Consider the following 23,838-nt stretch of genomic DNA (forward strand, 5'->3'; position numbering starts at 1 on the left):
AGTAACGAAGTAATTATACGTCTTTTGCAGATTTTTAGGAACTATTTTGCTTAAAAATTGATTTTTACACTTTATTTACGAATATTAACCAATTAAATTTGCTTATATCGTCTTTTTATCAATAAATGTTCGTAAAAAAGATCTCCTTATAAAGGAGATCTTAAAAAATTATTTAACAGAGTCCGTTCTTCTTTTATAGGCAACTTCTGCTTGTAAGCTGCAAGGCAGGACGATTTCTTTTAATCGATGATTTTGAGGATCGAGCGTATAATTTTCCGGACTCAACAAGACTACCGAAGCCAGTGACAACCGGTATTCCTGTAAAGCAACGATCGCGTCCTGAAGACCTACTTTAGTTATAAGACCGATCGGATAAGAATTCATTTGATTGACACCGCCATAGATTATCAATCCAGCGGGTGAATATTTCAAATCAAAAAACGGCAGCAAAGTCCCCGGAAAATTAGCCGGCATCGTTTGATGGCTCTCAAGATAACGACGTATCTCTGATTTAGAAAGCGAATTGTAATTATCGGAAATCAAGCCGGCATCGTTTAATCGATGATAAATATTATTAAGATTTTCAGCCTGATATTGATCGATAGATATAACAGCTGACAAAACCTGGTCACGACTATACAAACCATTAGCAGGCATGGTGACGGTTTTATTTTCTTCACTGCGATCTTGGCCGCCAAGCAGTCGATCTATCCAAGGAGAAATGTCCCAAGCAACCGTCTTATCAGTAAAGTAATAAATCAGATTTAAAATCGAAAAATACAAGAGGAGCAAAAAAACTGCCAGGATCAGCCAGCCGCGAAGACGGCCGTTGCTGATCAGTCTGATGGCAACATAAAGAAGATAAAAATTAGCCAAGGTCCCAATGATCGTATAGACACGCCCGCGTATCTTACTGCGTACACTGAAAAATCCAAGCCATTGATTGATCAAAGCAAGTAAACCTATTTCCATTAGTTGCCTCCTCCTGCTGCCGGCGGAGCAGTGTTACCAGCGGGAGGCGCAGGGGTCCGCTGTGCCGGAGTCTGAGGCTGAGGCTGCTGGCGATTTTGTTCTTGCGGTGTGCTTGAAGAAGATCGTTCCGGCTGTGAAGAACTAGAAGATGAGCTTTGCTGCTGGCTAGGTTCAGATGAAGAAGACCCTTGCTGTTCAGATGAGGATGAAGATGCAGATGTATCGGAACTGGATGAATCTGATCGTGATGATAAATCACTAGAAGACGAAGATGAAGAAGAATTTTCTTTGCTGCTGCTTGTCGATGATGAAGAATTTGATTGTGATGAAGAATTATGATCGTAGACCCTCACCGGGGCCCCTTCATTAGTGTGGGTCGCTGCGTTAGTTGCAACGTTGACAGCGCCCAATGCGATCACGATCGAAACGATCGCTGGTGGTGTCAAAAAAGGTGGTACACGTTTTGCCATGAATTCAATTATAGTTCCCTTCGGTTAAATTTAAATTAATAAAACAATTTTTTTAAAGTCTTAACTGCCGCGGAAAATCGCTGGGTAATTGTGCGGCGATCGATATTCTCCGTTGACAGCCGCTGAAAAGCGCCGGAAAAGAAATAGCTGCCGAATGTAATAAAAGTCTTGGGTAATCAATACCGCCATATAGATCATCCCCGATCAAAGGATGGCCAATGGAAGCTAAATGCACTCTTATTTGGTGAGTCCGCCCATTTTTTAAAGATATTCTAAGCAGCGTATTTTGATATACAGTATGAATTTTAGTCCAGTCAGTTTCTGCCGGCAGCCCATCATCTTTGGAAATTATTCTTCTGTAAGGATTTAAAGGATCTTTTTTTATCGGCAGAGAAATTCGTCCTGAGTTAGTTGAAAAACTGCCGCTGACCCAGGCTAAATATATTTTACTGATAATTTTTTTTGCAAAAAACCGGTTTAGTATCGAACAAGCAAGCGGATTTTTAGCTACGATCACAGCTCCGGAAGTTTGTCGATCCAAACGGTGGACCATGAAAGCTTTAGCTGTTAGACCGCGTGACCGTTTGTTTGCCATTTGCGCCTGTATGTAATTTAAAAGTGTATCATTTTCTTCCGGAGAATGGGGATGCATTTTCATACCTGCCGGCTTATCTGCTACCAAAAAATCCTCGTTTTCATAAATTATCTTCAACCGGTGATCTGAAACAGGACAATAATTTTGCTGGCCAGAAAAATCTTCAGGATAAAGATAGAAACTTAAGATATCACCCTTTTTCGCCTTTTGATCGACTGATACATATTCGCCGTTGAGCGTCAGTCTATGATCGATCCTCAGCAGACCGCGCAAATATCGGGGAATCAGCCATTTTTTTAATATTATTTTTAATGATTTTCCGATAAGGTCATCGGAAATTTTTATTTTATATTGGTAAAATTTCACTATAGAAATTTTATCGCGTCTAGGGAGAAAAAATGTCAAAAAAAAATAAGTGGAAAATTATTGATGTTATTTTAACAGCTCTAATAGGAGTCGTTTTCGGGGTCGTTTATTTTGGTGTCGGATTGCCATGGAATTTATTCACCAGCTTGGCAACACCGGTCGCATTATTTTTAACCGGTCATTCTTTAGCTTCATCACTGGCATCGTCGCTGGTTGCTGCTCAAGTGACAAACGGTGCGACAAAAGGTCTTTTCCTGATGGCGGGACCGCTTGCAGCCATGATAATCAAAAAACCGGGTTCGGCCTTATTTGCTAATTTGATCGCATCAGTCGTTGAGATCGCCATTGGTTCGGCCTGGGGAACGATGGACATAATCTGGGGACTGGTCCAAGGTTTGGGGATGGAACTGGGCTTCTTATTAGTGGCCTACAAAAAACCAGTTATCGGCTTATGGCTGTCAACTTTGACTGGGACTATCATCAGCTTTGCTTTTCAATATTTTCAAAGGTCATACGGGAGATTTGATCAAACTTATGTTGTGATCTTGTTCTTTATTTGGCTGATTTCTATCATGCTATTTTCCGGTTTGCTTAATCTGATCATTTATAAGCTGTTAAAAAAAGCAAAGTTGATAAAATAACAGTGATAAAATTCTTTTAAGAGTCGAATATTTCTATCTGGGGTGCTTTTATAGCTGAGAAATACCCATCGAACCTGTAGGTCAATGCCTGCGTAGGGAGATAGCCGCTAATAGAGCCGTTATCTTTCGGCTCTATTTTTATTCGGAGGATTAAAATGCAAAGAAATAAAAACAGTCTGAGCAGCTGGAAAATAAGGGACGTCATTTTGATCGGCCTGATCGGTGTTATTTTTGGGATCTTATTCTTTATTTTCGGTATGCCTTGGACGACTTTTGTATCGCTAAGCGCACCGTTAGGCAGTTTGATAGCTGGAAACTCTTTGGCACAGTCGATAGGATCAGCCCAAGTAGCCGAACAGGTAGCCAATGCTGCAACGATCGGACTTTGGGTGATGGGAGGACCGATATCGGCTCTGATCGTAAAGAAAGCCGGTTCAGCAGTACTTGGTGAAACACTGGCGGCAGTGATCGAAATGGCTATCGGATCAGTATGGGGAGTGTCTAATATAGTTTATGGCATCGTTCAAGGTGTCGGCAGTGAAATCGGTTTTGCCATAACTGGTTACAAAAAAAATCTAGCCGGTCTATGGTTATCAACGTTAACTTCGACTATTTTGATCTTCGTATTCGTTTATTTCAGAGATTCTTATAATAAACTGCCCCTAGGCTATGTATTTTCATTATTTGTGATCTCATATGTATCTGTACTCGTTTTTTCGGGGATTCTTGTATATTTAATATATAAAATTTTGGAAAAATCCCACTTAATAAAATAAATTGGCAATCATCGAACTTCACAATCAAGATATCGAAATAGAAAAAACTACTATTCTTAAAAATGTAAACTTAAAAATCGAAAAGGGAGAATTTGTACTTTTATCTGGTGTTTCAGGATCCGGAAAAACAACTTTCATCAATTATTTGGTGGAAAACTATCCCCGCCAAGCAGCACGAGTCTTTCAAGAAGCAGATCAGCAATTCACCATGGAAACACCCTTTTTAGAGCTCGTTTTCCTTTTTGAAAATTTATGTCTGCCGGAAAAAGAGATCGAAAAAAAGGTCAAAAGCACACTCAAAGAATTCCATCTAGAAGATCAAAGCAAACAGCCGGTATCAACCCTTTCCGGCGGTGAACAGCAGCGATTAGCCTTAGCCGAAGCGGCCTCTTTAAATAGTGATCTGATAATTTTAGATGAGCCATTTGCCAGCGTTGATAGCGATAACATTAAATTTTTATTATCTAAAGTAAAAGATCTGCAAAACAAAGGCAGAACGATCATCGTAGCTGATCACGACCCTTTGATCTACAAAGATATGGCTGAGCGGATCTTTTTATTCCAAGACGATGGTGTAAAAGATCTGGCTAAGAATAAATTTGATGACTTTTTTAAGTCTTTTGTTTTTAAGTACGATTTTAAATTAGAAAGAAAAGATCTTAACGACCATCAAAACATTTTAGAGAGCAAAAAATTATCCGTTGCATTCGGACAAAAAAATATTCTCAAAAATATCGACGCAAATCTAAAAAAAGGTCAAAATTTACTTTTAGTCGGTGAAAACGGATCCGGGAAATCAACTTTTTTAAAAACGATCGTCGGTTTACAAAAATATCGCGGCAAAATAATCAAAAATGGCCGCGTCATCTTAGCTTTTCAAAAAGCGAGCGACACTTTTTTGCGGATAACAGTCCAAGACGAGATCGATCTGAGTCTAAAAAATCGTTTTTCTGAAAGTTTCGATCGCCAAAAGATCGATCACTGGCTTAGGGAACTGCATTTGGATAAAAGAAAAGATTCATCTGTTTACAGCCTATCCGGCGGTGAGAAGAAAAAACTGCAGATCCTTTTAATAGTTATTCAGGCTCCTCAAATAATCCTACTGGATGAGGCTTTTGCTGGTCTTGATCAAAAATCAGTAATAAAAATGATCAGCTTGTTAAAGGAGTCTTCGGCAGCAAAAATTTTTGTCAGTCATCAATTATATGCTCTTGACAGCATCATTGATTCAGCTTATAAAATCCAAAACAAAGGGCTATTAAAACTGGAGAAATTATCTTGAAAGCAGCTTTAAAATTTTTGTTAGCAATGCTGATAGGCATAGAATTGGCTTTTTTTCGTTCGATCTACTTGAACTCGGCAGTAATATTATTATCGCTTTTGTATTTATTTTGGAAAAAAATGGCTTTTAAAAGACTGCTTTGGTTATTCATCGTTGGGATGATCCCTTTTATCGGCAGCTGGTTTATGTACTACAGTATGACAGCCGATCATTCGCAATCGTTTGCCTGGATAATGGCCAGCCGTGTTTATTCATATATTTATCTCGGCGGCATAATCGTTTTTAGCCAGTCTACGACTGATCTGATGCGAAGTTTCGAACAAGATCTGCACATGAATCCGACTTTTGTTTATGGGATACTCGGGGCCTTGAATTTCATGCCCAAAATGATTCAACAGATCAAAATAATAAAAGCTTCAGCGAAAATGCGCGGTGTCCGGTTGACCATTTTTTCGCCGCAGCTTTATGTTAAAGCTATCTATAACTCATTCGTTTGGTCTGATAATCTCAGTCAAGCAATGTATGCACATGGTTTTATCGAAGGGCAAAAAAGAAGTCATTATCAAAAACACCCTTTGAAAATAAAGGAAATAGTTTTGTTTTTTTTGATTCTAGTATTAGGCTTATTGTTAGCACTGATAAAATAAAATTATGTTCTTTCTTTTTTTGAACAATCTTTTAAAGATCTGGTCTTGGCCGCTGTTATTTTTCTCAGCGGCTTTAATTTGTGTCTGGCTTTTTGTTTATCAGGTCAACAAAGACTTTCGTTCGCTGAAAAGTGGTTTCTTTTTTAATCTATCGATTTCTTTTTTTATATTGACCATAATTTCAATTTTTCAAAAAATCGATCCGATCATTTTTTTCAGCTCGATCAAAATAATCGTCATTGTCTTTTTCCTTGTTCTGGCCTTGATGGCCTACTCAGCGGGCAAATTGATCGTATGGAATTTCCGCTTGTCCAACAATACTAAATATCGAGCAAGATACCGGCCAGCGATATATTTGGCTATTTTGATATTTGCTGCTTTTATTTTCCTCGTTTCATTAAAATTTACTAATAAAAATTTGCCAAACTGGTTCGACTGGGCATTTGCTTTTATACCAGCTTTCATTTTTTACATAATTTTTGTTTTTTTGAATTTTTGCACACAAACAGTGATCACAAAATTGATCGGCGATCAGATTTTCCAACAAGCAGATAAATATAATTATTTGATCGTCCTTGGTGCCGGTCTGATCGACGGCAATAAGATCTCACCGAATTTGAATAAAAGGTTAGAAAAATCCTTAGAATTTGCAGAAAAAAATCAAACCAGCAGGATCGTCGTCAGCGGCGGCCAAGGCAGGGATGAACGATTAAGCGAAGCACAAGCTATGAAAAATTGGCTTTTAAAAAAGGGTATTGAACCAGCAAGAATAATTTTGGAAGATCAATCAACTAATACAGCCGAAAATTTTCAAAATTCTTTAGTCTTGATTTTAAAAAACAAACCGGAAAAATATCCAAAAATAGCCTTTACTACCAATTCGTACCATTTGCCGAGAGCTGATTTTATCGCTTGCAGAAATCAGATCAAAGCGTTCGGCCTGCCGGCTCAAACACCGGCTAATTATTTTTCAGCTGGATGGTTCAGGGAATTTGCCGCGATCTTAATCATCAAAAAAAGACAGCATTTGCTAATGCTATCATTATTAACGATGGTTTCGATCATAAAAACTTTGATCGTTATTGGTTTTAAATTATGATAAAAATCCACGATATAAATAAAAATTTAAGATGGTACGAAGTACAAGACCCCGATCAAGAAGAGCAAAACCAGCTGGTAAAGCTTGGAATAACTCCCGAATTTCTTTTCTACGCTTTAGATCCCAATGAGTCAGCTCGAACCGAGATCGATCAACCGACCGGATCAGTCTTGATAGTTTTTGATATCATCACACCAAATTCAGATTTAGCAGCAACAGAACCGGTTGGTATTATTTTAGACAAAGAAGGCAGATTATTCACCATTGCACGACAAACAACTGCCCATATTTCTAAAAAGATATTGGCACCGGTAAGAAATAATGTTGACGAAACCAGCCAAGAAAATTTGAATGCTATCGATGCTTTTTTAGATGCTTCGTCGGTTTTGATCGCTGATTACATCAGTGCTATCACTACGATCAACCGGCAAAGAAACATTATTCAATCTAATTTACGCCAAAAATTAGAAACTGGCGCAGTCAGTTCTTTGATGGAACTAGAGACCTCCATGATCTATATGCTTGATTCACTTAGAACCGACAGGACAGCGATATCTCGTCTGCAGGCCTATTTAAGCAGTGAGATAAGCAAGCATCAAGAAGAATTTTTCGAAGATGTCTTAGTCGAAAATACCCAAGCCATCGATATGGCAAATCAAGCTGCCGAAGTGATCGCCTCTATTTCATCAGCTTATTCTAATCTTAATAATCAAAGACTGGATCGTTCTTTAAGGACTTTGACCATGCTGCAAGCCTTAATGGCAGTGCCTACTTTGGTGACCGGTTTCTACGGTATGAATGTCCACTTGCCCTTGGCAAATTTCCATGATGCTTGGATCTTGACCTTTGCGATCAGTTTGATCATGGTCCTTGTTGAATTATTGATACTTTATAAGGCCAAATTCTTCGATAGATAAACGACAGTTAACGGCTACTGGAACTGCTGGAACTGCTCAATCCTTTTTCACTGTCATCCGGGTTAGGAATCTGGATCCTGCCTTGGCTGGAGCGGGGATCGTTTTGTTCGGGAGCATCGGTATGATAAAGACTGCTTGTACTTTTATCTCCATTTTGCGACCAAATAGAACGGGATTTCCCAGCCAATTTTTTGTTTTGTTCCTTCAACAAGTTCCTAGTATAGTAGGTGCCGTAATTATAGTTTCGCGGATTTATCGGGGTAAAACCCTTTGGTTTATAAAAACGCAGCAGATCCTTAAAAATAAGCTGGTCAGATAAAGATAATTCTTGATCGGTTTCGTTTTGCCATCTTTCGATTTTTTTGGATAGATTTTTTCCTAATTCATCGTTATCAAACATTTTGCCGTTGCTATTCGACCATAGGTGACCGTCAGTGTAAGTATATTTAGGCGTGATAAAGTCCTGATTTCTAAAAATTACTCGCTGGCTATGCTGTTTACTGAAAAGATCCTGTCCAAACTGCAAATATCTTTTTGTAGATATGCCCAATAAATGTTCAAGAGTCGGCATCACATCTATTTCTCCGCCGTAAGTATGGTCGATATGCCCAAGACGAGAACCCGGTATGTCGATCATAAAAGGTACCCGCTGCATCTGTAAATCGTCAAAAGCAGTCCATTTTTGCGGATCACGTCCCAAAACAGGTGCCAAAGTGCGATTTTCCGAATTAGAGATGCCGTAATGATCACCGTATAAAATAATGATCGATTTTTTCAAAAGCCCGATCCGATCTAAATAAGCATAAAATTCTTTGATCGACTGATCCATATAATGGTTAGTCACAAAATAGTTATTGATGACCGGATCGCTCGTATCAGTCGTTTGAAAATTAGGATCCTGATCGACCTTATCCAAAGCAAAAGGATAATGGTTAGTAACTGTTAAAAACTTGGCATAAAAAGGCTGCTGCAGCTTTTCTAAATAAGGTACCGAATCTTTGAATAGAAGCTTGTCTTTAATACCCCAAACTTCGGATTTACGACCGCTGACGTCAAAGTAAGATGCATCAAAGAAATGCTGATATCCCATGGATTTATAAACACTGCTGCGATTCCAAAAAGAAGCAACGTTGCCATGAAAGACAGCTGATGAATAACCGGCACGCTGGTTCAATATAGCCGGCATCGACTGGAAAGTATTAGTTGAGTACTTATTGAAAACTGAACCGCTCGGCAGCCCAAAGGTTGACGTTTCTAACATATTTTCAGCATCGGAAGTTTTTCCCTGCCCTACTTCATGAAAAAAGTTATCAAAAGAGACAGTGTCCTGACCATGGTAGATCGAATTCAAAAACGGTGTTACTTCCTGCCCGTTTATCCGGCGGTCGATACTAAATTGTTGGGTGGATTCCAGATGGATAACGATCACATTTTTGCCCTTGGCTATTCCGAAATACTTCTTATCGGGCGCAGCGTAGCGTGATTTGATAAATCCTTTTACTTGTTTAAGATCATCTGGTTTAGCAGTATTTTTAAGTGTATTGACTTGAATCGTATTGACGGCATCTTGAATCGTGTAAAAATTGACACCCATAAACTTGACCGTATAAGTATCATCAAAGCCTCTGGTCAGCAATTGCGGTCGCGAGATATCGGCCAGGACTAAATTAGCAAATAAAGCTAAAATTCCCAGGGATAAGGCTAAAAGCGAATTCTGTCTTTTAAAATGGTTATCGTCCATTTTTATTTTTTTAGCAAGCAAAAAACCTGCTATCAGCACGATATCCAACCAGTAAAAAGGATCTTGGATCTTCATTAAACTTAAAGAAGCGCTGCCAAGCCCTTGATTGACTTTAGAGTAGCCAAGCATGACATTGACTGAAATAAAACTCGACATCTCGCGATAATAAATCACATTGAGATATAGCAGCAAAGTCAGCAGGGCGTCGACACTCAAAGCAGTTATATAAAACGGAAGTTTGCGCCGAATAAAAGATATAAGCGAAAAAACGATGATCATAAAAGCAAAGGGATTTATGATCATGACGAAAAATTGATAAAGATTTTGAGCACCTAAACCGCCAAAATCAGCAAAATAAGATAAAAGCGTTTTTGCCCAAAATAAAAAAGTCAATAACCATAAAAAGCCCTTACGGTTATTCGGATCAAGTTTTTTTACAAAAGAAAAACAAGCTTTTTTAAATGAAAAGGCCATTGCATTACATTATAACGCCTTAAACAAAAAGCTTGTTTAAAATAATATTCAATTAACTCTTAGCGAATCAATCAACTTTTTCCTTTTTAGAAGACAGGACCGAATCCCGCAATTCTTCTAAAATCTTAACTACCTGACCGCTATGCTCCAACTGTTCCAGCATAAAACCCCATCGATCCTCGTCGATGGCCTGTTGAAAGGCAGAAAATTCAGCAAACATACGATGCATCGGTTTTGGCTGATAAGTCAAACGCTGACCGCCTGTATTCAAGCTGATAGAGGTCAAACTGCTGGTCGGACTATCTATCTGGATAAAACCATTTTCTCCTTCGATCAAACTAGGTCCATTCGTCAAAGAAAAAACATCTTTGCCAGCGATCGCAGAAACGACCAGATCGGGATAGTTCATTACCAAAATACCCGATGTATCAACATTTTGTTTGATATTTGCTTGATAGGATATTTTATCTGGAAAACCAAATAAGCCGAGTGCCAAGTGGATATTATAAACATTGAGATCAAGCAAAGCACCGCCGCCGCGATTTATGTCAAAAGCCGGTAAAATATTCCCGGCTTTGAATTGATCATAGCGGGAAGAATATTGCGAATAGTTCAAAACGGCTAAATGGATCGGGGCAATAGCTTCAAGCCATTTCTTCAGCTGTCGAAAATTATCCAAATATTGATTACTGATCGCCTCGTATAGGTGTCGATGATTAGCGATTGCTGCTGCTTTAAGATCTTCAAAATGTTCGCTAGTTTCGACAAAAGGTTTTTCAATGATCACATTCTTCTGCGCATTCAAAGCTTTTTTTGCAAAATCGAAATGCAGATCATTGGGAAGACCGATATAGACTGTATCGATCTCAGGATCAGCCAATAATTTTTCAAAATCAGTATAAACTTTCTTGATCTTATGATCGGATCGGATCTTTTCAAGCTTATCGATACTTTGCCGGCGGCCAAAAATCGCTTCTAATTCTATTTTAGGAACTGTGCCGATAAAAGACAGCAGATCAAAAACGATTTTGCCCGCTCCCAGGATAGCTAACTTCATAAAATACTCCTTTAAAACTCAGATGCTTAAAAATCAACGTGCAAGTTTTTCTACACTATTAGAATTACCGCCTGAAACTTTCTTTTGTTCACGCTCCTTTTCTGCTTCTTGTGCATAGGCTAATTTATCAGCAGTCCTGAAGAAAGGCAGATAAATAAATAGTGAAACGATTATTTGAACCACATTCAAAACAGCACCGCGCCAGCCGCTAACGATAAATCCAGCAATGATCGGCGGTGTAGTAAACGGTATATTGACACCATTAGTCAATGGTACCAATCCGATCCTCATCGAAAGATAGGCGATCAAAGCCATAACGATCGGCGTAAGGATAAACGGGATCACCATCAAAGGATTCAAAACGATCGGCAAGCCGAAGATGATCGGTTCATTGATCGTAAATATCTCCGGACCAATAGCTAATCTGCCAAGTGCCTTAAATTGCTTGGATTTAGCAAAGAAAAGCAGCAGCAGGCAAAGGCCAAAGGTCGCGCCTGATCCTCCGATCTTGATAAAATTATTATAAAATTGATAGTTAACGATATTAGGGATCGCTTTTCCAGCAGCAAAAGCAGCCGCATTTTGGGCAGTCAACGATAGCCAGATCGGTGTCATAACACTGCCGACGACGTTAGCTCCATGGATACCAAATGACCAGAGGAATCCTTCCATCAACAAAACGATTATCGTTGCCGGCAAAGATGCACCCAAAGAGGTCAGAGGAGCCTGCAGATTACTGAAAATAAAATTCTGAACACTGCCGAAACTGGTCAATTCAAAAATTATCCTAACAAAATTAAAAATAATTATGACCAGTGCAAATGGTATCAAAGCAGAAAAAGATTCAGATACATTCGGCGGTACCGAAGCCGGCATCTTTATCTTCCATCCCCTTTTATCCGTAAAATGTAATATTTCTACAGCTAAAATCGAAAAAATAATACCAACGAACAAACCGGAAGCACTCAAGTTATTCATTGGCAGACCAGAGCCTAAAGCAGCTCTTTTAAAATCAAAAACCGGTGTTAAAACCAAGAAAGCAGCCAGACCGGAAAAGGCAGCTGAAACACGGTTTAGTTTATAAGAAGAAGCCAGTTCCATCGAAACTTCAACAACGATATAGATGGTCATCATATTCATCGTTACGTCATAAGGAACCGTAAAGATCCGCTGCCAGCCGCTGCCGAGCCAGGACCGCATGAATCCGGCATAACCAGGGATCGGCAAATTAGCAAAAAGTATGAAAAAAGATCCGACGATCAAAATCGGCATTGCGGCGATGAAACTGTTCTTGACGGCGTTAAGATACCTGTTGCCATCGAGTTTCAGCGCGACCGAACTCATTCTTTTTGAAAAAGACTCCATAAATTTGTCCATATTCTACCTCAAGTAAACGAGATCACTTTTTCACTTGCTTGATCGCTGTTTCTAAAATTTCAAGCTGTAAAATAGTCTCTTCGTCTTTAACGCTTTTTTCTTTTCCATTGATGATAGATTCATATAGGTCGTTGTAAACACGACTATAATCGCCTACTTCAGAAACAACTTTTTCCTCGTGATATCGACCTTTATCATCGATGTAAGTCAAGGTGCCGTAGTCTTCAGGGCGATCGATACCAAAATCAGCATGATCAGGAAAATAAAAGTGTTTAAGATCAGTTTCCTGACGATCTTTCTTTTCTTTAATAAAGACACCCTTCTTGCCATAGACAACAAAGCTCGGTCGTTCTTTCAATCTAAAATAACTTGATTTGACCGATACTTTTAATGTGCTGCCGTAAAAAAGATCTAAGTCGAAATAATCATTCATACGGCCAGGTCCAAGCAGCTGGCGAACCTCATAATGTGTATCATCTGGTCTGCCGAAATAAGAAATGACCTGATCCAAAGTATGGCAGGCATGACCATATAAATAACTAGTGGAAAGCGAAAATTCTTTAACACTTTCCGGCACTTGCGGGCGGAAATAATCGTAGTGCATTTCTACTTCCAAAAGATCGCCCAGTTTGCCACTTTCAATAACTTTTTGTGTCGTCAAAAAATCAGAATCATAACGGCGGTTTTGATAACACTGAACAAGCAGACCCTTTTCCTTTGCTAAAGCAAAAAGTTCTCTGGCCTGCGCCGACGTCTCCGTAAAAGGTTTTTCAACCAAGGCATTTTTGCCGTGTTCCAAAACATCTTTAGCCAGCTGATAATGAGTCGAACTCGGCGTGGAAACAACCACTAGATCGATTTCCGGATCATCATAGATATCGTTGATATCATTCGTATATTTGATACCTTCGATTTTTGGCCATTTGCTGTCTGGATGACGCGAAAAGATCGTCTTGACTTTGATCTTGTCCTTTAGTTTCCTGGCAAATGGCAAATGATAACGATTGGCACTTTTGCCATTACCGATATAAGCCACTGTTAAAATTGTCAAATTACTACCTCCCTCGACAACTCCAGTATATGTAGCTAAAGGCTTTGATATCAGGTTTTTCAGTAATTATGGACCCTTTTACCATTTTAAGTAAGCGTTTTCATTAAAATTGGTCAATTTGTTCAAAAGTAAGGCTTTTCACTCAGCTGCGGTAAAATTATCATAGAGATAGAAGGTATGCTGCTTATAGATAAATTAAGGTCAAAAGAGAATCTAACAACAACAGAAAAAAAGATAGTCAATTATATTTTGGATAATCTCGATGAAATCCCGGCCATGAGTGTTGAACAGCTGGCAAAAAAGAGTTTTTCTTCTCATTCAGCCATCGTTCGATTATCAAAGAAATTGGGTTTTGCCGGCTACAAAGAATTTCGCTTAGAACTTTCCAAAACTATTCAAGCAAGAATATTTCAACCGGAAGATGTAGACGCTAATTTCCCCTTCAAAAGAGAAGACGACTCAATGATGATCGCAAAAAAATTAGCAGATCTAAGCGTTAGTACTATCAAACGCAGTTATGCCCAGCTAAATAAAGAACAACTTGATAAAGCCGGCCGGATGCTCTGGTCTGCCGAGCGAATATTTCTTTTCGGGCAAGGAGATTCGCAAATCAGAGCTCGAAGTTTTCAAAATAAATTAGTAAAAATCGATAAATTTGCGATGATCGGCGAAGAATATGCCGACGAAGATTGGGTAGCTGTTAATTTAAGCCCAAAAGATTGTGCTGTTTTCATATCTTATGGCGGAAAATCAAAACAAAGTCAAAAGATAATAAAATTTTTCTCACAGAAAAAGGTGCCGACTCTTCTGATCAGCGGAAACATAAATTCACCAATGATCGATTTTGCCGATCTATCGATCATCGTTAAACAAGAAGAGTTTGATTTTCTTAAGGTCAGCACCTTTTCTTCGCAGATAACCTTTGAATATCTGCTGGATTCTCTTTTTTCGATCGTTTTTGCCCATCAATATCAACATAATCTTCAACGGTTAAAAACTAATCGAGCTTTGCTCGACAATGGACTGCTTGACGAAAAACACAGTCTAGAATAGGAAAAATATGATCAATTTCGGAATCATCGGACCAGGAAATATCGCAAACCGTTTTGCCGATAGCTTGCAAAATTTTAGTCAGGCGAATCTCTATGCCGTTGCGGCTAGAAATATTGATAAAGCTCGAGTTTTTCAAGCTAAGCACCCCTCGAATAAGGTTTTCGGCAGTTACCAGGAACTCCTGCAAGACCCAAACATCGATATCGTTTATATAGCATTGCCCCACCAGCTGCATTTTCAATGGTCAATGGCTGCTCTAGATGCTGGTAAAGCCGTTATTAGCGAGAAACCAGCTGCCTTAAACAGGGAACAATTAAAAAAAATAATCGATAAAGCAAAAAGAAAAAACCTTTTTTATACCGAAGCAATGAAGAGTCATTTCCAGAAAGCTTACCAGGAACTTAAAAAAATGGTTACCGCTGGAGAGATAGGAAAAGTCAAAACCGTTCAAACATCTTTTTGCCGGTCAATGCCTGAAGAGCAGGCAACTTATCATTATCAACCGCTCGTAGGCGGCTGTCTGCTAGATATGGGTATCTATAATGCAGCTTTTATTGAAAGTTTTGTTAAAAAACCATTAAAAATTGAAAGTCTTGAATACAAAGTAATCGAAAATAAGGTCGAAGTATATGTTAATGCTGCTTTAAAAAATGATAGTCAGAAAGTCATTTTAGAAAGTGCCTTTGACCGCAACAAAGCTAACCTTGCGACTATTATCGGTGATAAAGGCCGTATCGAAGTCCCTAATTTACATCGCCCGGATTCATTTACTTTGATCAAAGATAATAAAAGCAAAAATTTTGTCTTTCCTTACGAAAAAGACGATTTTCATGCGGAAATAAAAGAAACGATCGACTGTTTGCAAAAAAATAGATTAGAAAGCCGGTCAATGCCTGTACAAGATTCCTTAAACAGCATCGAAATAATCGATGAATTAAAACAAGCGATCGCCGAAAAAGAAAAATAGATTTACTTACTTTAAATCTTTAATTGCTTCAAAAATAGATGTAGAATTGCCCCCGGTGAAGTAATCCTTGTCAAGGGATCAAGGAGGCAATTATGAAAGCAGCACGAATTTATGGAGCCAAAGATATCAGGATCGAGGATGTTGATATTCCAGATCCTGAAGATGATCAAGTACAGATAAAGGTTAAGTATTGCGGCATTTGCGGAAGCGATCTGCATGCTTATTTGCAAGGGTGGGGCCTGCCAAAAGAACCGCATCCGATAACCGGCAGGACCTTACCAATAACTTTAGGTCACGAATTTTCTGGACAGGTAGTAAAATTAGGCAAAAATGTAAGTAATTTAAAGATCGGCGACAAAGTTGCGATCGAGCCGGTCATCGCTTGCGGTGAATGTGAAAATTGCCGTAAGGGCCAATATAATTTATGTATCAAAGCTCAAGCCAAAGATGGGGCCGGCAATTTTCTCGGCTTTTCTCAGGATGGCGGTTTTGCCGAGTATGCTAATGTCAAATCAGTATTCGCACATAAGCTGCCAGCCGGAATGAACTATGAAATAGGTGCGTTGGCAGAACCAACAGCTGTTGTTTATGAAGCTCTAAAGAGAAGCCGTTTGCGTGCCGGACAAGATGTAGCGATCATGGGGGCAGGTCCAATAGGATTATTAATGGCTTTGCTGGCAAGGATCGCAGGTGCTAATCACATATTTATCGTCGATCTATCTGAAGTTCGTCTGCATAAAGCAGAAGAACTGGGTTTTATAAATACAATAAATCCTGGAAAAGAAGACGCCGCGGAAACTATCAAAGGAGTTTTGCCGAATGGAGTCGACATTGCTTATGAAGCGGCCGGTGTACAAGCAACTTTTGATACGGCATTAAAAGTTACCAAAAGAGGCGGCACTCTTCAAATAGTCGCATTATTCGGACGGCCAATAACATTTGATATGACCAAAGATCTGATCATGCAGGGTATAAACATCATAACAACTATTTGCTATAACAATTCTTTCCCACAGGTTTTGGGTATTTTAAACAATAACAAAGATCTTTTTGACAAAATAATAACGAAAAAAATATCGCTGGATCAATTAGTTGATCAAGGAATCAAAGAGATTTCAGCCGACAAACAGCAAGTAAAGATCCTTGTATCTGCTGAAGATTAAAAAACGGACCCGTCTTATCAAACGGGTTTTTGTTTGCCTATAATGTCGATTTAATGAAGCAATCGTAAGATAAATATAGGATTACTTACAGAAAGGAAGCGAAGAAATTATCCAAAATAAAATTACCAATAGATCCAAGCGTATAGCCTGGGTCGATGTCGGTAAGGGAATTGGTATTATCGCAGTCGTATTAGGCCATGCTTTGAATGCCAAATCAGCAGATGATCTTCGTGTAATGTTTGATGCCATATATTGGTGGCATATGCCTTTATTTTTCATTATCGGCGGTTTTTTCATTAAACAGATAAAATTAGAGCGGTCTGGGATCGTCAAGTTTTTTAAAACAAAGATTTTACCTCAGCTAAAAAATTATTTTATTGCCGGTTTGCTCTTAATAATGCTAAGCCACTTCGTTCGTGAAGAAAGCTGGCAACATACTTTTAATTATTTTTATTATTTAATTTACGGCGGCAAGACATTGAACCAATATTTGAGTATTTTTTGGTTCGTAGAAGTTTATATACTAACGATGATCGCTGCTGTACTTATAAAAAGTTTTATAAGAAGCCGCGCACTCCAATTGACAGTCACTGTTCCGCCGATGCTTTTTGCTATTTTAAGCAACGCCGATGGCTTAGATCTGTTCAGTAATAAAACCGTGCCCTGGAACGCACAGGTAGTCTTGATCAGCACTTTTTATATGATACTGGGCAGTACGATCTTCGAGTACCTCAAAAAAATACCAAACTCCTATTTGCCAATAATAATTATCTTTATAACGATCGTTTATGCCTCTTTGATTTATTTCCAGTATCGAAAAGACATTCACCTGACTTTATATTTAAAATCCTACCAAATAACTGAACCGTGGCTGGCCGTCTGGGTTCCTTGTCTATTAAGCATCCTGATCTTGTTATTCGCTCGCTGGATATCGGAAATCAAAATATTGACGATCATTTTTTCCTTCCTGGGGAAACATACCTTGACCATTATGTATATGCATCGTGCTGTTTTTGATATCATTGACAAAGCAACGACAAACACTTCCTGGCCAGAACTCTTTTTAGGGGGTGTTATCGCACCGATTTTTTTGGCAATTATCTATAAAAAAAGCAAAAAAAAGATCATCCAAGTAATGCCCGGATGACCGTTAAATAGGCCGATAAGACACAAAATCAATAATATTTTTCCAAAAATTTTGTGATGTGTTCCTTATATTCATCCGGATCGATCCAAAAACTTTCCGCATGACTAGCGTCTTTAACGATCCAAAGTTCCTTTTCAGAATCGCTGGCTTGATAATTTTCTAGAGCCATATAGCTTGGCACATAACGATCTTTTTCACCGTGAATAAAGAAAATCGGCAATTTATTCTTTTTTAACTGTTCAATTGAAGAAACGTCGCCCAAATAATAACCCAAGCGATGATGATTGATGGTACTTACTAACGGGTAAAAAGGATATTTGGGCAGATGATACTGTCTTTTCAGCAAAAAAGTCAGTTCAGCATCGATACTGGAATAGCCGCAATCAGCAATTATGCAGCGTACTTGAGGCGGAAGCTGTTCGCCACTGAGCATTTCTACCGTGGCCGCCCCCATACTTACTCCGAAAAGAACTATTTTTGCCTGGTCACCCAAACGGACGATCAGTTTTTGCAGCCATTGCAGATAGTCCAAGCGGTCAAGCCAACCGAAACTAATATATTTTCCAGCACTTTCGCCATGACCGCGATCATCAGGCAGCAAAACGGAAAACCCCATTTCATAAAACATTTTGGCATAGTTAGACATCGTCTCACCGTTGCCTTTGTATCCATGTGAAATAACGACCGTTTTTTTCGAGTCTCTATTTTTAGCAGGAATAAAATAAGCCGACATATGTTCTTTTTCACCGGAGATAGTAAAAGTCCAGTGTTCCTTTTCAACCTTTTTGAACCAGTCGACATAATCCCAATAGGCATCAGCATATTTTTGCTTATCGGCAGAAGTTTCCGGTACATAATCGACTCTTTTAAAAGCCAAACGGAAAAAATACTCGCTGGCTAAAAAAGAAATCGTTGCAATTCCGGCTGATGCGGCCAAAAGACGGCCAGTCCTATTAAAATTTATTTTTTCCATATAAAAACCCCGCTAACTGTATCGACCACTAAAATAGTATTAATGATCATTGTACAAAAAATAATAAGATCAAGCGAATCGGACTGAAAACGGATCAAATTTATTTTCATGAAATTTTCAGAAAACAGTCTTTTAAATTTTCATTTAATATTCTATAATTTAAGTATGTTTACAAGTAGTGACTACCAAAGGACACGAAAGGAAATGGTCGGAATGTTATCGCTGAACTACTTATATGTAAAGCAGATCAACGATTACTTCAGACAATTTTTCAAAATAAATAGCGATAAAAAAGTATTGACGTCAACCGAAAAAAAGATTCTATTTGACCTCAGACATAAATTCATGGATGCTTACCCTCATCCGCCGATCGAATTAAAGAATTGTTTCTGGCATCAGTACGGACACATTTCAGAAGCACTAAGGGTTGGATACCACTTTACCTGTTTGATCTTATATAGCGGTCAAGGAACAGATCTTTTCTACTTAGACCCCGATCAAAAAGACAAAAAAATAATCATCTGCAAGCACCTGCAAGTTTGTTTGAACGTACCGCCCAAAGTGCAAGGATTGCCATTATATTTCGATCCTACTTACAGTTTGGATGTTGGTTCAGACGACTTTGTCAGAAATTTCAAAGCGATCGCTTTAGGCGGGATCATCCAAGATCTAAAACAATTAAATGCCGCTCAAAACAGCGAAAAACCGACCGAGTGTTTCAAATCTAAGTTAAGAGTAATGGCCGATTTTGGATTATTTTCCGGAAATTGCCTTAAGGGAAGATATTTTAAAAAGAGAAACGACTCGTTCTTCTTTGTTAAAGCTGATATCTTAGACGTACTTAACTTTAATATAAAAAGCAAAACATTATCTCGGTTATTATTCGACCAAAATACATATAATGAAGAACAATATAAAAGGCAAGTAGGCTCCTACCTCTTGCCTTACCAACTATACATAATGATAAATGATATCATCCATACTTAATAAAGATGACAGCATACATATTCAAAGCAGTTCTTTACCGATTTTATAATCTGCTTCTCTTTCACTTTCGGGCATCATATCTCCGCCAGTAGACCAAACGATGTGAGCGGTATTTACATTATTAAACGCCGGTTCGTTTTTAACGATTGGCTCGATCCCCGTAAAACCAGCCGCCGCTGAAGGCTCGACAACGATTTTTTGAGTATCTAGAAGTTCGGCTAAATAACGGTAAATATCATCATCATTAAAAGTAACACTGCCAAAAAGCAAAGTTCTCATGACTTTACCAGCCAAACGAGACGGGCGGCCGACCGCAAGCCCGTCAGCCGCAGTCAGTCCATCCAGACCGATATCATAAACCGAAATGCGCTCATTCAGCTTTGTCATCATCCCCAAGGTAACCGAAGGGACATGAGTCGGCTCACAAAAAACCGCATGGATATATGGTCCGATGATCATTTTCAAACCAAAAGCAACACCACTCGGGCTTCCTCCAACACCAGCCGGCAGATAAACGACCACTTGGTGATCTTTGTCGACTAAGATGCCATTATCCTTAAGCTGTTTTTGTAATCTAACCGCAGCAACAGCATAGCCTAAGAAAAGATCCGACGAACCTTCATCATCAACGAAATGAATATTAGGATCCTTACCAGCATCTTCTCGCGCCTTTGGTATCACATCTGAAAAATCAGTATCGAATTCTTTTACCTCAACACCGTTCGCTCTAAGTTTATCTTTTTTCCACTGACGTGCATCGTGCGACATGTAAACAGTCGTTTTAAAACCAAACTTGGCAGCAGCGATACCGACGCTGAGAGCTAAATTGCCGGTCGAAGCAACGATAACACCATAATTTGCAAAAATTTTTCGATATTTTTCGCTGGCCAAGATCCTATAATCATCCAAGTAAGTCAAGTCCGATCTTGTCATAGCAATGTGTTCAGCAAATTTTAAGACTTCATAAATACCGCCGCGAGATTTTATCGAACCGGAAATCGGCAGCTGGCTGTCTGCTTTTAAAAACAATTTTCCAGACAAATTTTGGTCGTTGTCCAATTCCCATTTTTTCTGCATCTTGTCGATCCGTATCAGCGGCGACTCAATAATTCCCTTGCTGGCGGCAGTTTCAGGAAAAACTTCTGCTATATATGGAGCAAATCTGTCCCAGCGAGCAACAGCATCAAAAATATCTGCTTTAGAAAAAGGCAGTTCCGCTGTTTTTCCATAATCCGGGTTTCGCCAAAAAATTGGTTTCTCTTCCATTAGGTCCTTTATCTGAGCGTGCCTAGCGATAAGCAATGTATCATCCATATCAATTAAATTCCTTCGCGATCAAATTTGATTCAAAGAGAGTATAAGTCAAAAATATCAGTTAGTATTTTCTGCCGTAAACTTTCCTAACATTGGCACGAATTGGTCTAAAAACTGTTTGAGATCTTCAAAAGCGGTGCAATAGAACTGCAATAAAGGATAGAGTCATCATCATAGTACTCGTATTTAACTGCCTTTCGCAATTTTTCCACAATCGCCGACAATTCTCTAACTAACTAAGAGATCCTTCAACTAACCAGCGTTGTGGCAGTACTTCAAATTTGTGTAACTCATTGCGTTTGGCGACCTGAACGGTCTCCTGTAAATTGCTCATAACATCTAATTTAAAATTAATTCTTGAGTAACCACCATAAACGAGGATTTTGCGAACACGCCAAAGATTATTAGCATTTAAGGCAATGATCGCACTCGCCCCATTTCGATCAGAAACATTTGCCCGCGTTGTGTGAATGGCTTGGGAAACCCGTTAATATCAACAGCTAAATGCCATTTAATTCCCGAGGTCTTCTTACCAGCATCCTAATCCTTGTTTTCAGCGGTGGCAGTATTTTTAACGCTTTGAGTATCCATGATAATAAAGGAAATTAACGCCAAACGATCTTGTTGAGATCGTGAGATAAAGACAATTTTTTTAAAACTTGGTCCAATAATGATGGTTCCGTTGGAGCCGACTGCTGGGATCCGTTTTTCAAAATGTACAAGATCGTACAAAAAGCTTCATAAAATCAACTTGATGGGGCTTAGTTCGTTAATGAAAGTTTTCTAATTTGGGACGAATCCCTTCAAACTGTTGGCGGATGATATCATTGGGATAATTAGGTATGATAATTTCCTTTTTTGCCAAAAAAATAGCAAAGTTTAAACTAGATCTCAAACAGTTTTTTTAGGTTTTTACTATAATCACATTTTCTTTTATTTTAATATTTTTGTATATTCTATTCTAGTTCTCCTATTTTTGAAAGCGCTTGCATTTTTGCAAGAAAGGTTTATTATAATAACTTGAGTACTCAAGTAAGGGAGAATAGATGATGTATTTACAACGGAATACAAATAGTTTACGTTCTCAAATCGTACAATCTATTCAGCACGATATTTTTTCAAATAGAAAGGTTGGTGATCAGTTACCTTCTGAAGCTAAATATGCTGAAGAATTTGGTGTTACACGTTCAACTATTCAAAAAGCACTTAAAGATCTGCAACAAATGAATTTAATTACGAGAGTACAAGGCAAAGGTTCCTTTGTACATCAAACACAACCTCACGTTAAGCTGTTCAATTTTAAAGGTTTTTCTGATTATGCTCATGAAATTGGTTTGGAACCAATAAATAAAGTATTAAGCAAGAAAATAATTAAAAAGCATGGTACAGAATTTTTAGAGCTAGAACGATTACGTCTATTAAAAAGCCAAGAAAGTATTATCCCAATGACTATAGACCATTCAGAACTTAATTTAAAAAGGTTCCCTGACTTAGACAAATATGACTTTGGTAAGGATTCCTTGTATTACGTTATTCGAAGGGATTATAAAGTTATTCCTTCACTGACAACTCTAAGAATGAATACAGTTTCTGCAAATGAAGAATTAGCTGATTTGCTGAATTGTGATACTAATGCCCCATTATTGCAGGCGCGCGGAGTTGTTCATGATGAGAATGGTGAGTTTGTTGAAAATGTAGTTGTTACTTACAGCAACTATGCTGAATTTGATTTAAGTTTAGGGATTTAGGAGATTCTATTTATGAGAGCAAAAGATAAGATTTTAGGTGCACTATATGGACAAGCAATTGGTGATGCAATGGGAATGCCAACCGAATTGTGGCCATTACAACGAATCCGTAGGAAATTCGGTAGACATATTACCAAATTCTTAGATGGTACAGAAGACAACGATATTGCTGTTAACTTCAAGGCGGGTGAATATACTGATGACACAAACCAGGCTTTCGCTATCCTTGATGCTCTTATTGAAACCAACTGGAAACCAGATAGCAAAGTACTTGTCAAACACATTATGAAATGGGCCGATGAAGTCGGAGCATGGACAAATAATATTTTAGGACCTAGTAGTAAAGCTGCATTAAGGGCAATTCGTAACGGTGAAGATCCAACAGATATTACGAGGGAAGCCTTAACAAACGGGTGTGGAATGCGTATATCTCCTATTGGAACTCTTTACGAACCAGAACAATTAGATCAATTAGTTCAAATGGTATACGACGTTACCAAGATTACGCACTCTAGTGATGTTGCAATTAGTGGTGCAGCCATGATTGCGGGTGCTGTAACTGCTGCTATGGCCGATTATGATTGGTACGATATTGTTGACTTTGCTATCAAATCCAATGATAAAGGATTCACTTTAGGCGCTCCTACGTGGGCTGCCCATAACAAGGAACGCTTAGAGATCGGAATTGACTTAGCACACCGCTATGCAGGCGATGATGATTCATTTAGTAGAGCTATTTACAACACTGTTGGTACTGGTACTTCTATTTCAGAAAGTATTCCTGCAGCCGTTGCTATTGCTTATTACGCTAAGGGTGTTGAAAAATCAGCTATTGTCTGTACCAATCTTGGTGGTGATACCGATACTATTGGTGCTATGGCTACTGCTATTTGTGGGGCTAAAGTTGGTGCTGAGAACATTCCAGATTCATGGAAAAAATTAATTGATGAAAAGAGCCCACAACATAACATTCATGATCTTGCTGATAAGATAGTTGCATTTAAGGCATAAAGAAAAGGTG

General features: G+C 38.6%; 22 protein-coding genes, 1 pseudogene and 1 riboswitch. Of the genes and pseudogenes, 13 read left to right on the top strand and 10 right to left on the bottom strand.

The genetic code is table 11. The features are described from left to right. Window positions 1-168: 168 nt before the first annotated feature. Genes ACKP2L_RS08105 through ACKP2L_RS08115 form a run of 3 tightly spaced genes read right to left on the bottom strand, consistent with a single transcriptional unit; the run spans window position 169 to window position 2,403 of the window. Complete coding sequence (locus tag ACKP2L_RS08105; protein ID WP_439425345.1) at window positions 169-972, bottom strand: DUF6681 family protein; 804 nt, start codon at window positions 970-972, stop codon at window positions 169-171. Then, complete coding sequence (locus tag ACKP2L_RS08110) at window positions 972-1,442, bottom strand: hypothetical protein (RefSeq protein WP_439425346.1); 471 nt, start codon at window positions 1,440-1,442, stop codon at window positions 972-974. Before ACKP2L_RS08110 ends, ACKP2L_RS08105 begins: the two co-directional genes overlap by 1 nt. Window positions 1,443-1,494: 52 nt before the next feature. Next, window positions 1,495-2,403, bottom strand: coding sequence for an RluA family pseudouridine synthase (locus ACKP2L_RS08115; RefSeq protein ID WP_439425347.1), 909 nt, complete (start codon window positions 2,401-2,403; stop codon window positions 1,495-1,497). A gap of 32 nt (window positions 2,404-2,435) precedes the next feature. Between ACKP2L_RS08115 and ACKP2L_RS08120 the strand changes: the two genes are divergently transcribed. The 6 genes from ACKP2L_RS08120 (at window position 2,436) to ACKP2L_RS08145 (ending at window position 7,765) form a co-directional block, all read left to right on the top strand. Continuing rightward, window positions 2,436-3,044, top strand: coding sequence for an ECF transporter S component (locus ACKP2L_RS08120; RefSeq protein ID WP_439425348.1), 609 nt, complete (start codon window positions 2,436-2,438; stop codon window positions 3,042-3,044). A 28-nt stretch (window positions 3,045-3,072) separates the two neighbouring features. Further along, window positions 3,073-3,160: riboswitch (TPP riboswitch) on the top strand. Between the two features lie 39 nt (window positions 3,161-3,199). Then, window positions 3,200-3,820, top strand: coding sequence for an ECF transporter S component (locus ACKP2L_RS08125; RefSeq protein ID WP_439425349.1), 621 nt, complete (start codon window positions 3,200-3,202; stop codon window positions 3,818-3,820). A gap of 1 nt (window position 3,821) precedes the next feature. Then, window positions 3,822-5,102: an ATP-binding cassette domain-containing protein gene (locus ACKP2L_RS08130; RefSeq protein WP_439425350.1), complete on the top strand. Its 1,281-nt coding sequence runs from the start codon at window positions 3,822-3,824 to the stop codon at window positions 5,100-5,102. Then, window positions 5,099-5,749 carry an energy-coupling factor transporter transmembrane component T family protein gene (locus tag ACKP2L_RS08135; RefSeq protein WP_439425351.1) on the top strand — a complete coding sequence of 217 codons (651 nt, stop codon included), beginning with the start codon at window positions 5,099-5,101 and terminating at the stop codon, window positions 5,747-5,749. The genes ACKP2L_RS08130 and ACKP2L_RS08135 overlap by 4 nt, the downstream gene beginning before the upstream one ends. A 4-nt stretch (window positions 5,750-5,753) precedes the next feature. Further along, window positions 5,754-6,848: a YdcF family protein gene (locus ACKP2L_RS08140; protein ID WP_439425352.1), complete on the top strand. Its 1,095-nt coding sequence runs from the start codon at window positions 5,754-5,756 to the stop codon at window positions 6,846-6,848. Next, window positions 6,845-7,765, top strand: a complete 921-nt coding sequence (locus tag ACKP2L_RS08145) for a magnesium transporter CorA family protein (protein ID WP_439425353.1) — start codon at window positions 6,845-6,847, stop codon at window positions 7,763-7,765. Before ACKP2L_RS08140 ends, ACKP2L_RS08145 begins: the two co-directional genes overlap by 4 nt. A gap of 7 nt (window positions 7,766-7,772) precedes the next feature. Here the strand turns inward: ACKP2L_RS08145 and ACKP2L_RS08150 are convergent, their stop codons facing one another. The 4 genes from ACKP2L_RS08150 to ACKP2L_RS08165 all read right to left on the bottom strand — a co-directional run bounded on the left by ACKP2L_RS08150 (window position 7,773) and on the right by ACKP2L_RS08165 (window position 13,459). After that, window positions 7,773-9,980 (bottom strand): LTA synthase family protein, encoded by a 2,208-nt coding sequence (locus tag ACKP2L_RS08150; protein ID WP_439425354.1) that lies wholly within the window; start codon window positions 9,978-9,980, stop codon window positions 7,773-7,775. Between the two features lie 67 nt (window positions 9,981-10,047). Then, window positions 10,048-11,037: a Gfo/Idh/MocA family protein gene (locus ACKP2L_RS08155; protein WP_439425355.1), complete on the bottom strand. Its 990-nt coding sequence runs from the start codon at window positions 11,035-11,037 to the stop codon at window positions 10,048-10,050. 33 nt (window positions 11,038-11,070) lie between these two features. Next, window positions 11,071-12,402 carry a PTS sugar transporter subunit IIC gene (locus ACKP2L_RS08160; protein ID WP_439425356.1) on the bottom strand — a complete coding sequence of 444 codons (1,332 nt, stop codon included), beginning with the start codon at window positions 12,400-12,402 and terminating at the stop codon, window positions 11,071-11,073. A 34-nt stretch (window positions 12,403-12,436) separates the two neighbouring features. Then, window positions 12,437-13,459, bottom strand: a complete 1,023-nt coding sequence (locus ACKP2L_RS08165) for a Gfo/Idh/MocA family oxidoreductase (protein ID WP_439426237.1) — start codon at window positions 13,457-13,459, stop codon at window positions 12,437-12,439. Window positions 13,460-13,642: 183 nt separating this feature from the next. On the opposite strand from ACKP2L_RS08165, the gene ACKP2L_RS08170 reads away from it, so the two are divergent. From ACKP2L_RS08170 to ACKP2L_RS08185, 4 genes are all read left to right on the top strand, one after another. Then, window positions 13,643-14,518 carry a MurR/RpiR family transcriptional regulator gene (locus ACKP2L_RS08170; RefSeq protein ID WP_439425357.1) on the top strand — a complete coding sequence of 292 codons (876 nt, stop codon included), beginning with the start codon at window positions 13,643-13,645 and terminating at the stop codon, window positions 14,516-14,518. Window positions 14,519-14,525: 7 nt separating this feature from the next. After that, entirely contained in the window at window positions 14,526-15,485 is a 960-nt protein-coding gene (locus tag ACKP2L_RS08175) for a Gfo/Idh/MocA family protein (protein WP_439425358.1), read from the top strand. A gap of 92 nt (window positions 15,486-15,577) precedes the next feature. Then, window positions 15,578-16,648 (top strand): 2,3-butanediol dehydrogenase, encoded by a 1,071-nt coding sequence (locus ACKP2L_RS08180; protein ID WP_439425359.1) that lies wholly within the window; start codon window positions 15,578-15,580, stop codon window positions 16,646-16,648. Between the two features lie 202 nt (window positions 16,649-16,850). Then, complete coding sequence (locus tag ACKP2L_RS08185; RefSeq protein WP_439425360.1) at window positions 16,851-17,795, top strand: acyltransferase family protein; 945 nt, start codon at window positions 16,851-16,853, stop codon at window positions 17,793-17,795. A 28-nt stretch (window positions 17,796-17,823) separates the two neighbouring features. Here the strand turns inward: ACKP2L_RS08185 and ACKP2L_RS08190 are convergent, their stop codons facing one another. Continuing rightward, window positions 17,824-18,768: an alpha/beta hydrolase gene (locus tag ACKP2L_RS08190; RefSeq protein ID WP_439425361.1), complete on the bottom strand. Its 945-nt coding sequence runs from the start codon at window positions 18,766-18,768 to the stop codon at window positions 17,824-17,826. A gap of 165 nt (window positions 18,769-18,933) precedes the next feature. Between ACKP2L_RS08190 and ACKP2L_RS08195 the strand changes: the two genes are divergently transcribed. Then, window positions 18,934-19,755 (top strand): hypothetical protein, encoded by an 822-nt coding sequence (locus tag ACKP2L_RS08195; RefSeq protein ID WP_439425362.1) that lies wholly within the window; start codon window positions 18,934-18,936, stop codon window positions 19,753-19,755. Between the two features lie 21 nt (window positions 19,756-19,776). Here ACKP2L_RS08195 and ACKP2L_RS08200 read toward each other — a convergent pair whose 3' ends face one another. Together ACKP2L_RS08200 and ACKP2L_RS08205 are read right to left on the bottom strand one after the other, a co-directional pair. Next, window positions 19,777-21,069, bottom strand: coding sequence for a D-serine ammonia-lyase (locus ACKP2L_RS08200; protein WP_439425363.1), 1,293 nt, complete (start codon window positions 21,067-21,069; stop codon window positions 19,777-19,779). A 127-nt stretch (window positions 21,070-21,196) separates the two neighbouring features. Beyond that, a pseudogene (locus ACKP2L_RS08205) lies at window positions 21,197-21,913 on the bottom strand (IS5 family transposase). Window positions 21,914-22,115: 202 nt separating this feature from the next. Here ACKP2L_RS08205 and ACKP2L_RS08210 point away from each other — a divergent pair. Both ACKP2L_RS08210 and ACKP2L_RS08215 read left to right on the top strand, forming a co-directional pair. Further along, entirely contained in the window at window positions 22,116-22,817 is a 702-nt protein-coding gene (locus ACKP2L_RS08210) for a GntR family transcriptional regulator (protein WP_439425364.1), read from the top strand. 12 nt (window positions 22,818-22,829) lie between these two features. Then, on the top strand, window positions 22,830-23,828 hold the full coding sequence (locus ACKP2L_RS08215) for an ADP-ribosylglycohydrolase family protein (protein ID WP_439425365.1): 999 nt from the start codon (window positions 22,830-22,832) through the stop codon (window positions 23,826-23,828). Window positions 23,829-23,838 lie beyond the last annotated feature (10 nt).

It is taken from the genome of Oenococcus alcoholitolerans (genome assembly GCF_051852995.1).
GTDB classification, from domain to species: Bacteria; Bacillota; Bacilli; order Lactobacillales; family Lactobacillaceae; genus Oenococcus; species Oenococcus alcoholitolerans.

Excerpts from the sequence above, each read along its gene's own strand:
- ACKP2L_RS08105 (WP_439425345.1), bottom strand. The coding sequence starts at position 972 with ATGGAAATAGGTTTACTTGCTTTGATCAATCAATGGCTTGGATTTTTC.
- ACKP2L_RS08110 (WP_439425346.1), bottom strand. The coding sequence starts at position 1,442 with ATGGCAAAACGTGTACCACCTTTTTTGACACCACCAGCGATCGTTTCG.
- ACKP2L_RS08120 (WP_439425348.1), top strand. The coding sequence starts at position 2,436 with ATGTCAAAAAAAAATAAGTGGAAAATTATTGATGTTATTTTAACAGCT.
- ACKP2L_RS08125 (WP_439425349.1), top strand. The coding sequence starts at position 3,200 with ATGCAAAGAAATAAAAACAGTCTGAGCAGCTGGAAAATAAGGGACGTC.
- ACKP2L_RS08140 (WP_439425352.1), top strand. The coding sequence starts at position 5,754 with ATGTTCTTTCTTTTTTTGAACAATCTTTTAAAGATCTGGTCTTGGCCG.
- ACKP2L_RS08145 (WP_439425353.1), top strand. The coding sequence starts at position 6,845 with ATGATAAAAATCCACGATATAAATAAAAATTTAAGATGGTACGAAGTA.
- ACKP2L_RS08150 (WP_439425354.1), bottom strand. The coding sequence starts at position 9,980 with ATGGCCTTTTCATTTAAAAAAGCTTGTTTTTCTTTTGTAAAAAAACTT.
- ACKP2L_RS08155 (WP_439425355.1), bottom strand. The coding sequence starts at position 11,037 with ATGAAGTTAGCTATCCTGGGAGCGGGCAAAATCGTTTTTGATCTGCTG.
- ACKP2L_RS08160 (WP_439425356.1), bottom strand. The coding sequence starts at position 12,402 with ATGGAGTCTTTTTCAAAAAGAATGAGTTCGGTCGCGCTGAAACTCGAT.
- ACKP2L_RS08170 (WP_439425357.1), top strand. The coding sequence starts at position 13,643 with ATGCTGCTTATAGATAAATTAAGGTCAAAAGAGAATCTAACAACAACA.
- ACKP2L_RS08175 (WP_439425358.1), top strand. The coding sequence starts at position 14,526 with ATGATCAATTTCGGAATCATCGGACCAGGAAATATCGCAAACCGTTTT.
- ACKP2L_RS08180 (WP_439425359.1), top strand. The coding sequence starts at position 15,578 with ATGAAAGCAGCACGAATTTATGGAGCCAAAGATATCAGGATCGAGGAT.
- ACKP2L_RS08190 (WP_439425361.1), bottom strand. The coding sequence starts at position 18,768 with ATGGAAAAAATAAATTTTAATAGGACTGGCCGTCTTTTGGCCGCATCA.
- ACKP2L_RS08195 (WP_439425362.1), top strand. The coding sequence starts at position 18,934 with ATGTTTACAAGTAGTGACTACCAAAGGACACGAAAGGAAATGGTCGGA.
- ACKP2L_RS08200 (WP_439425363.1), bottom strand. The coding sequence starts at position 21,069 with ATGGATGATACATTGCTTATCGCTAGGCACGCTCAGATAAAGGACCTA.
- ACKP2L_RS08210 (WP_439425364.1), top strand. The coding sequence starts at position 22,116 with ATGATGTATTTACAACGGAATACAAATAGTTTACGTTCTCAAATCGTA.
- ACKP2L_RS08215 (WP_439425365.1), top strand. The coding sequence starts at position 22,830 with ATGAGAGCAAAAGATAAGATTTTAGGTGCACTATATGGACAAGCAATT.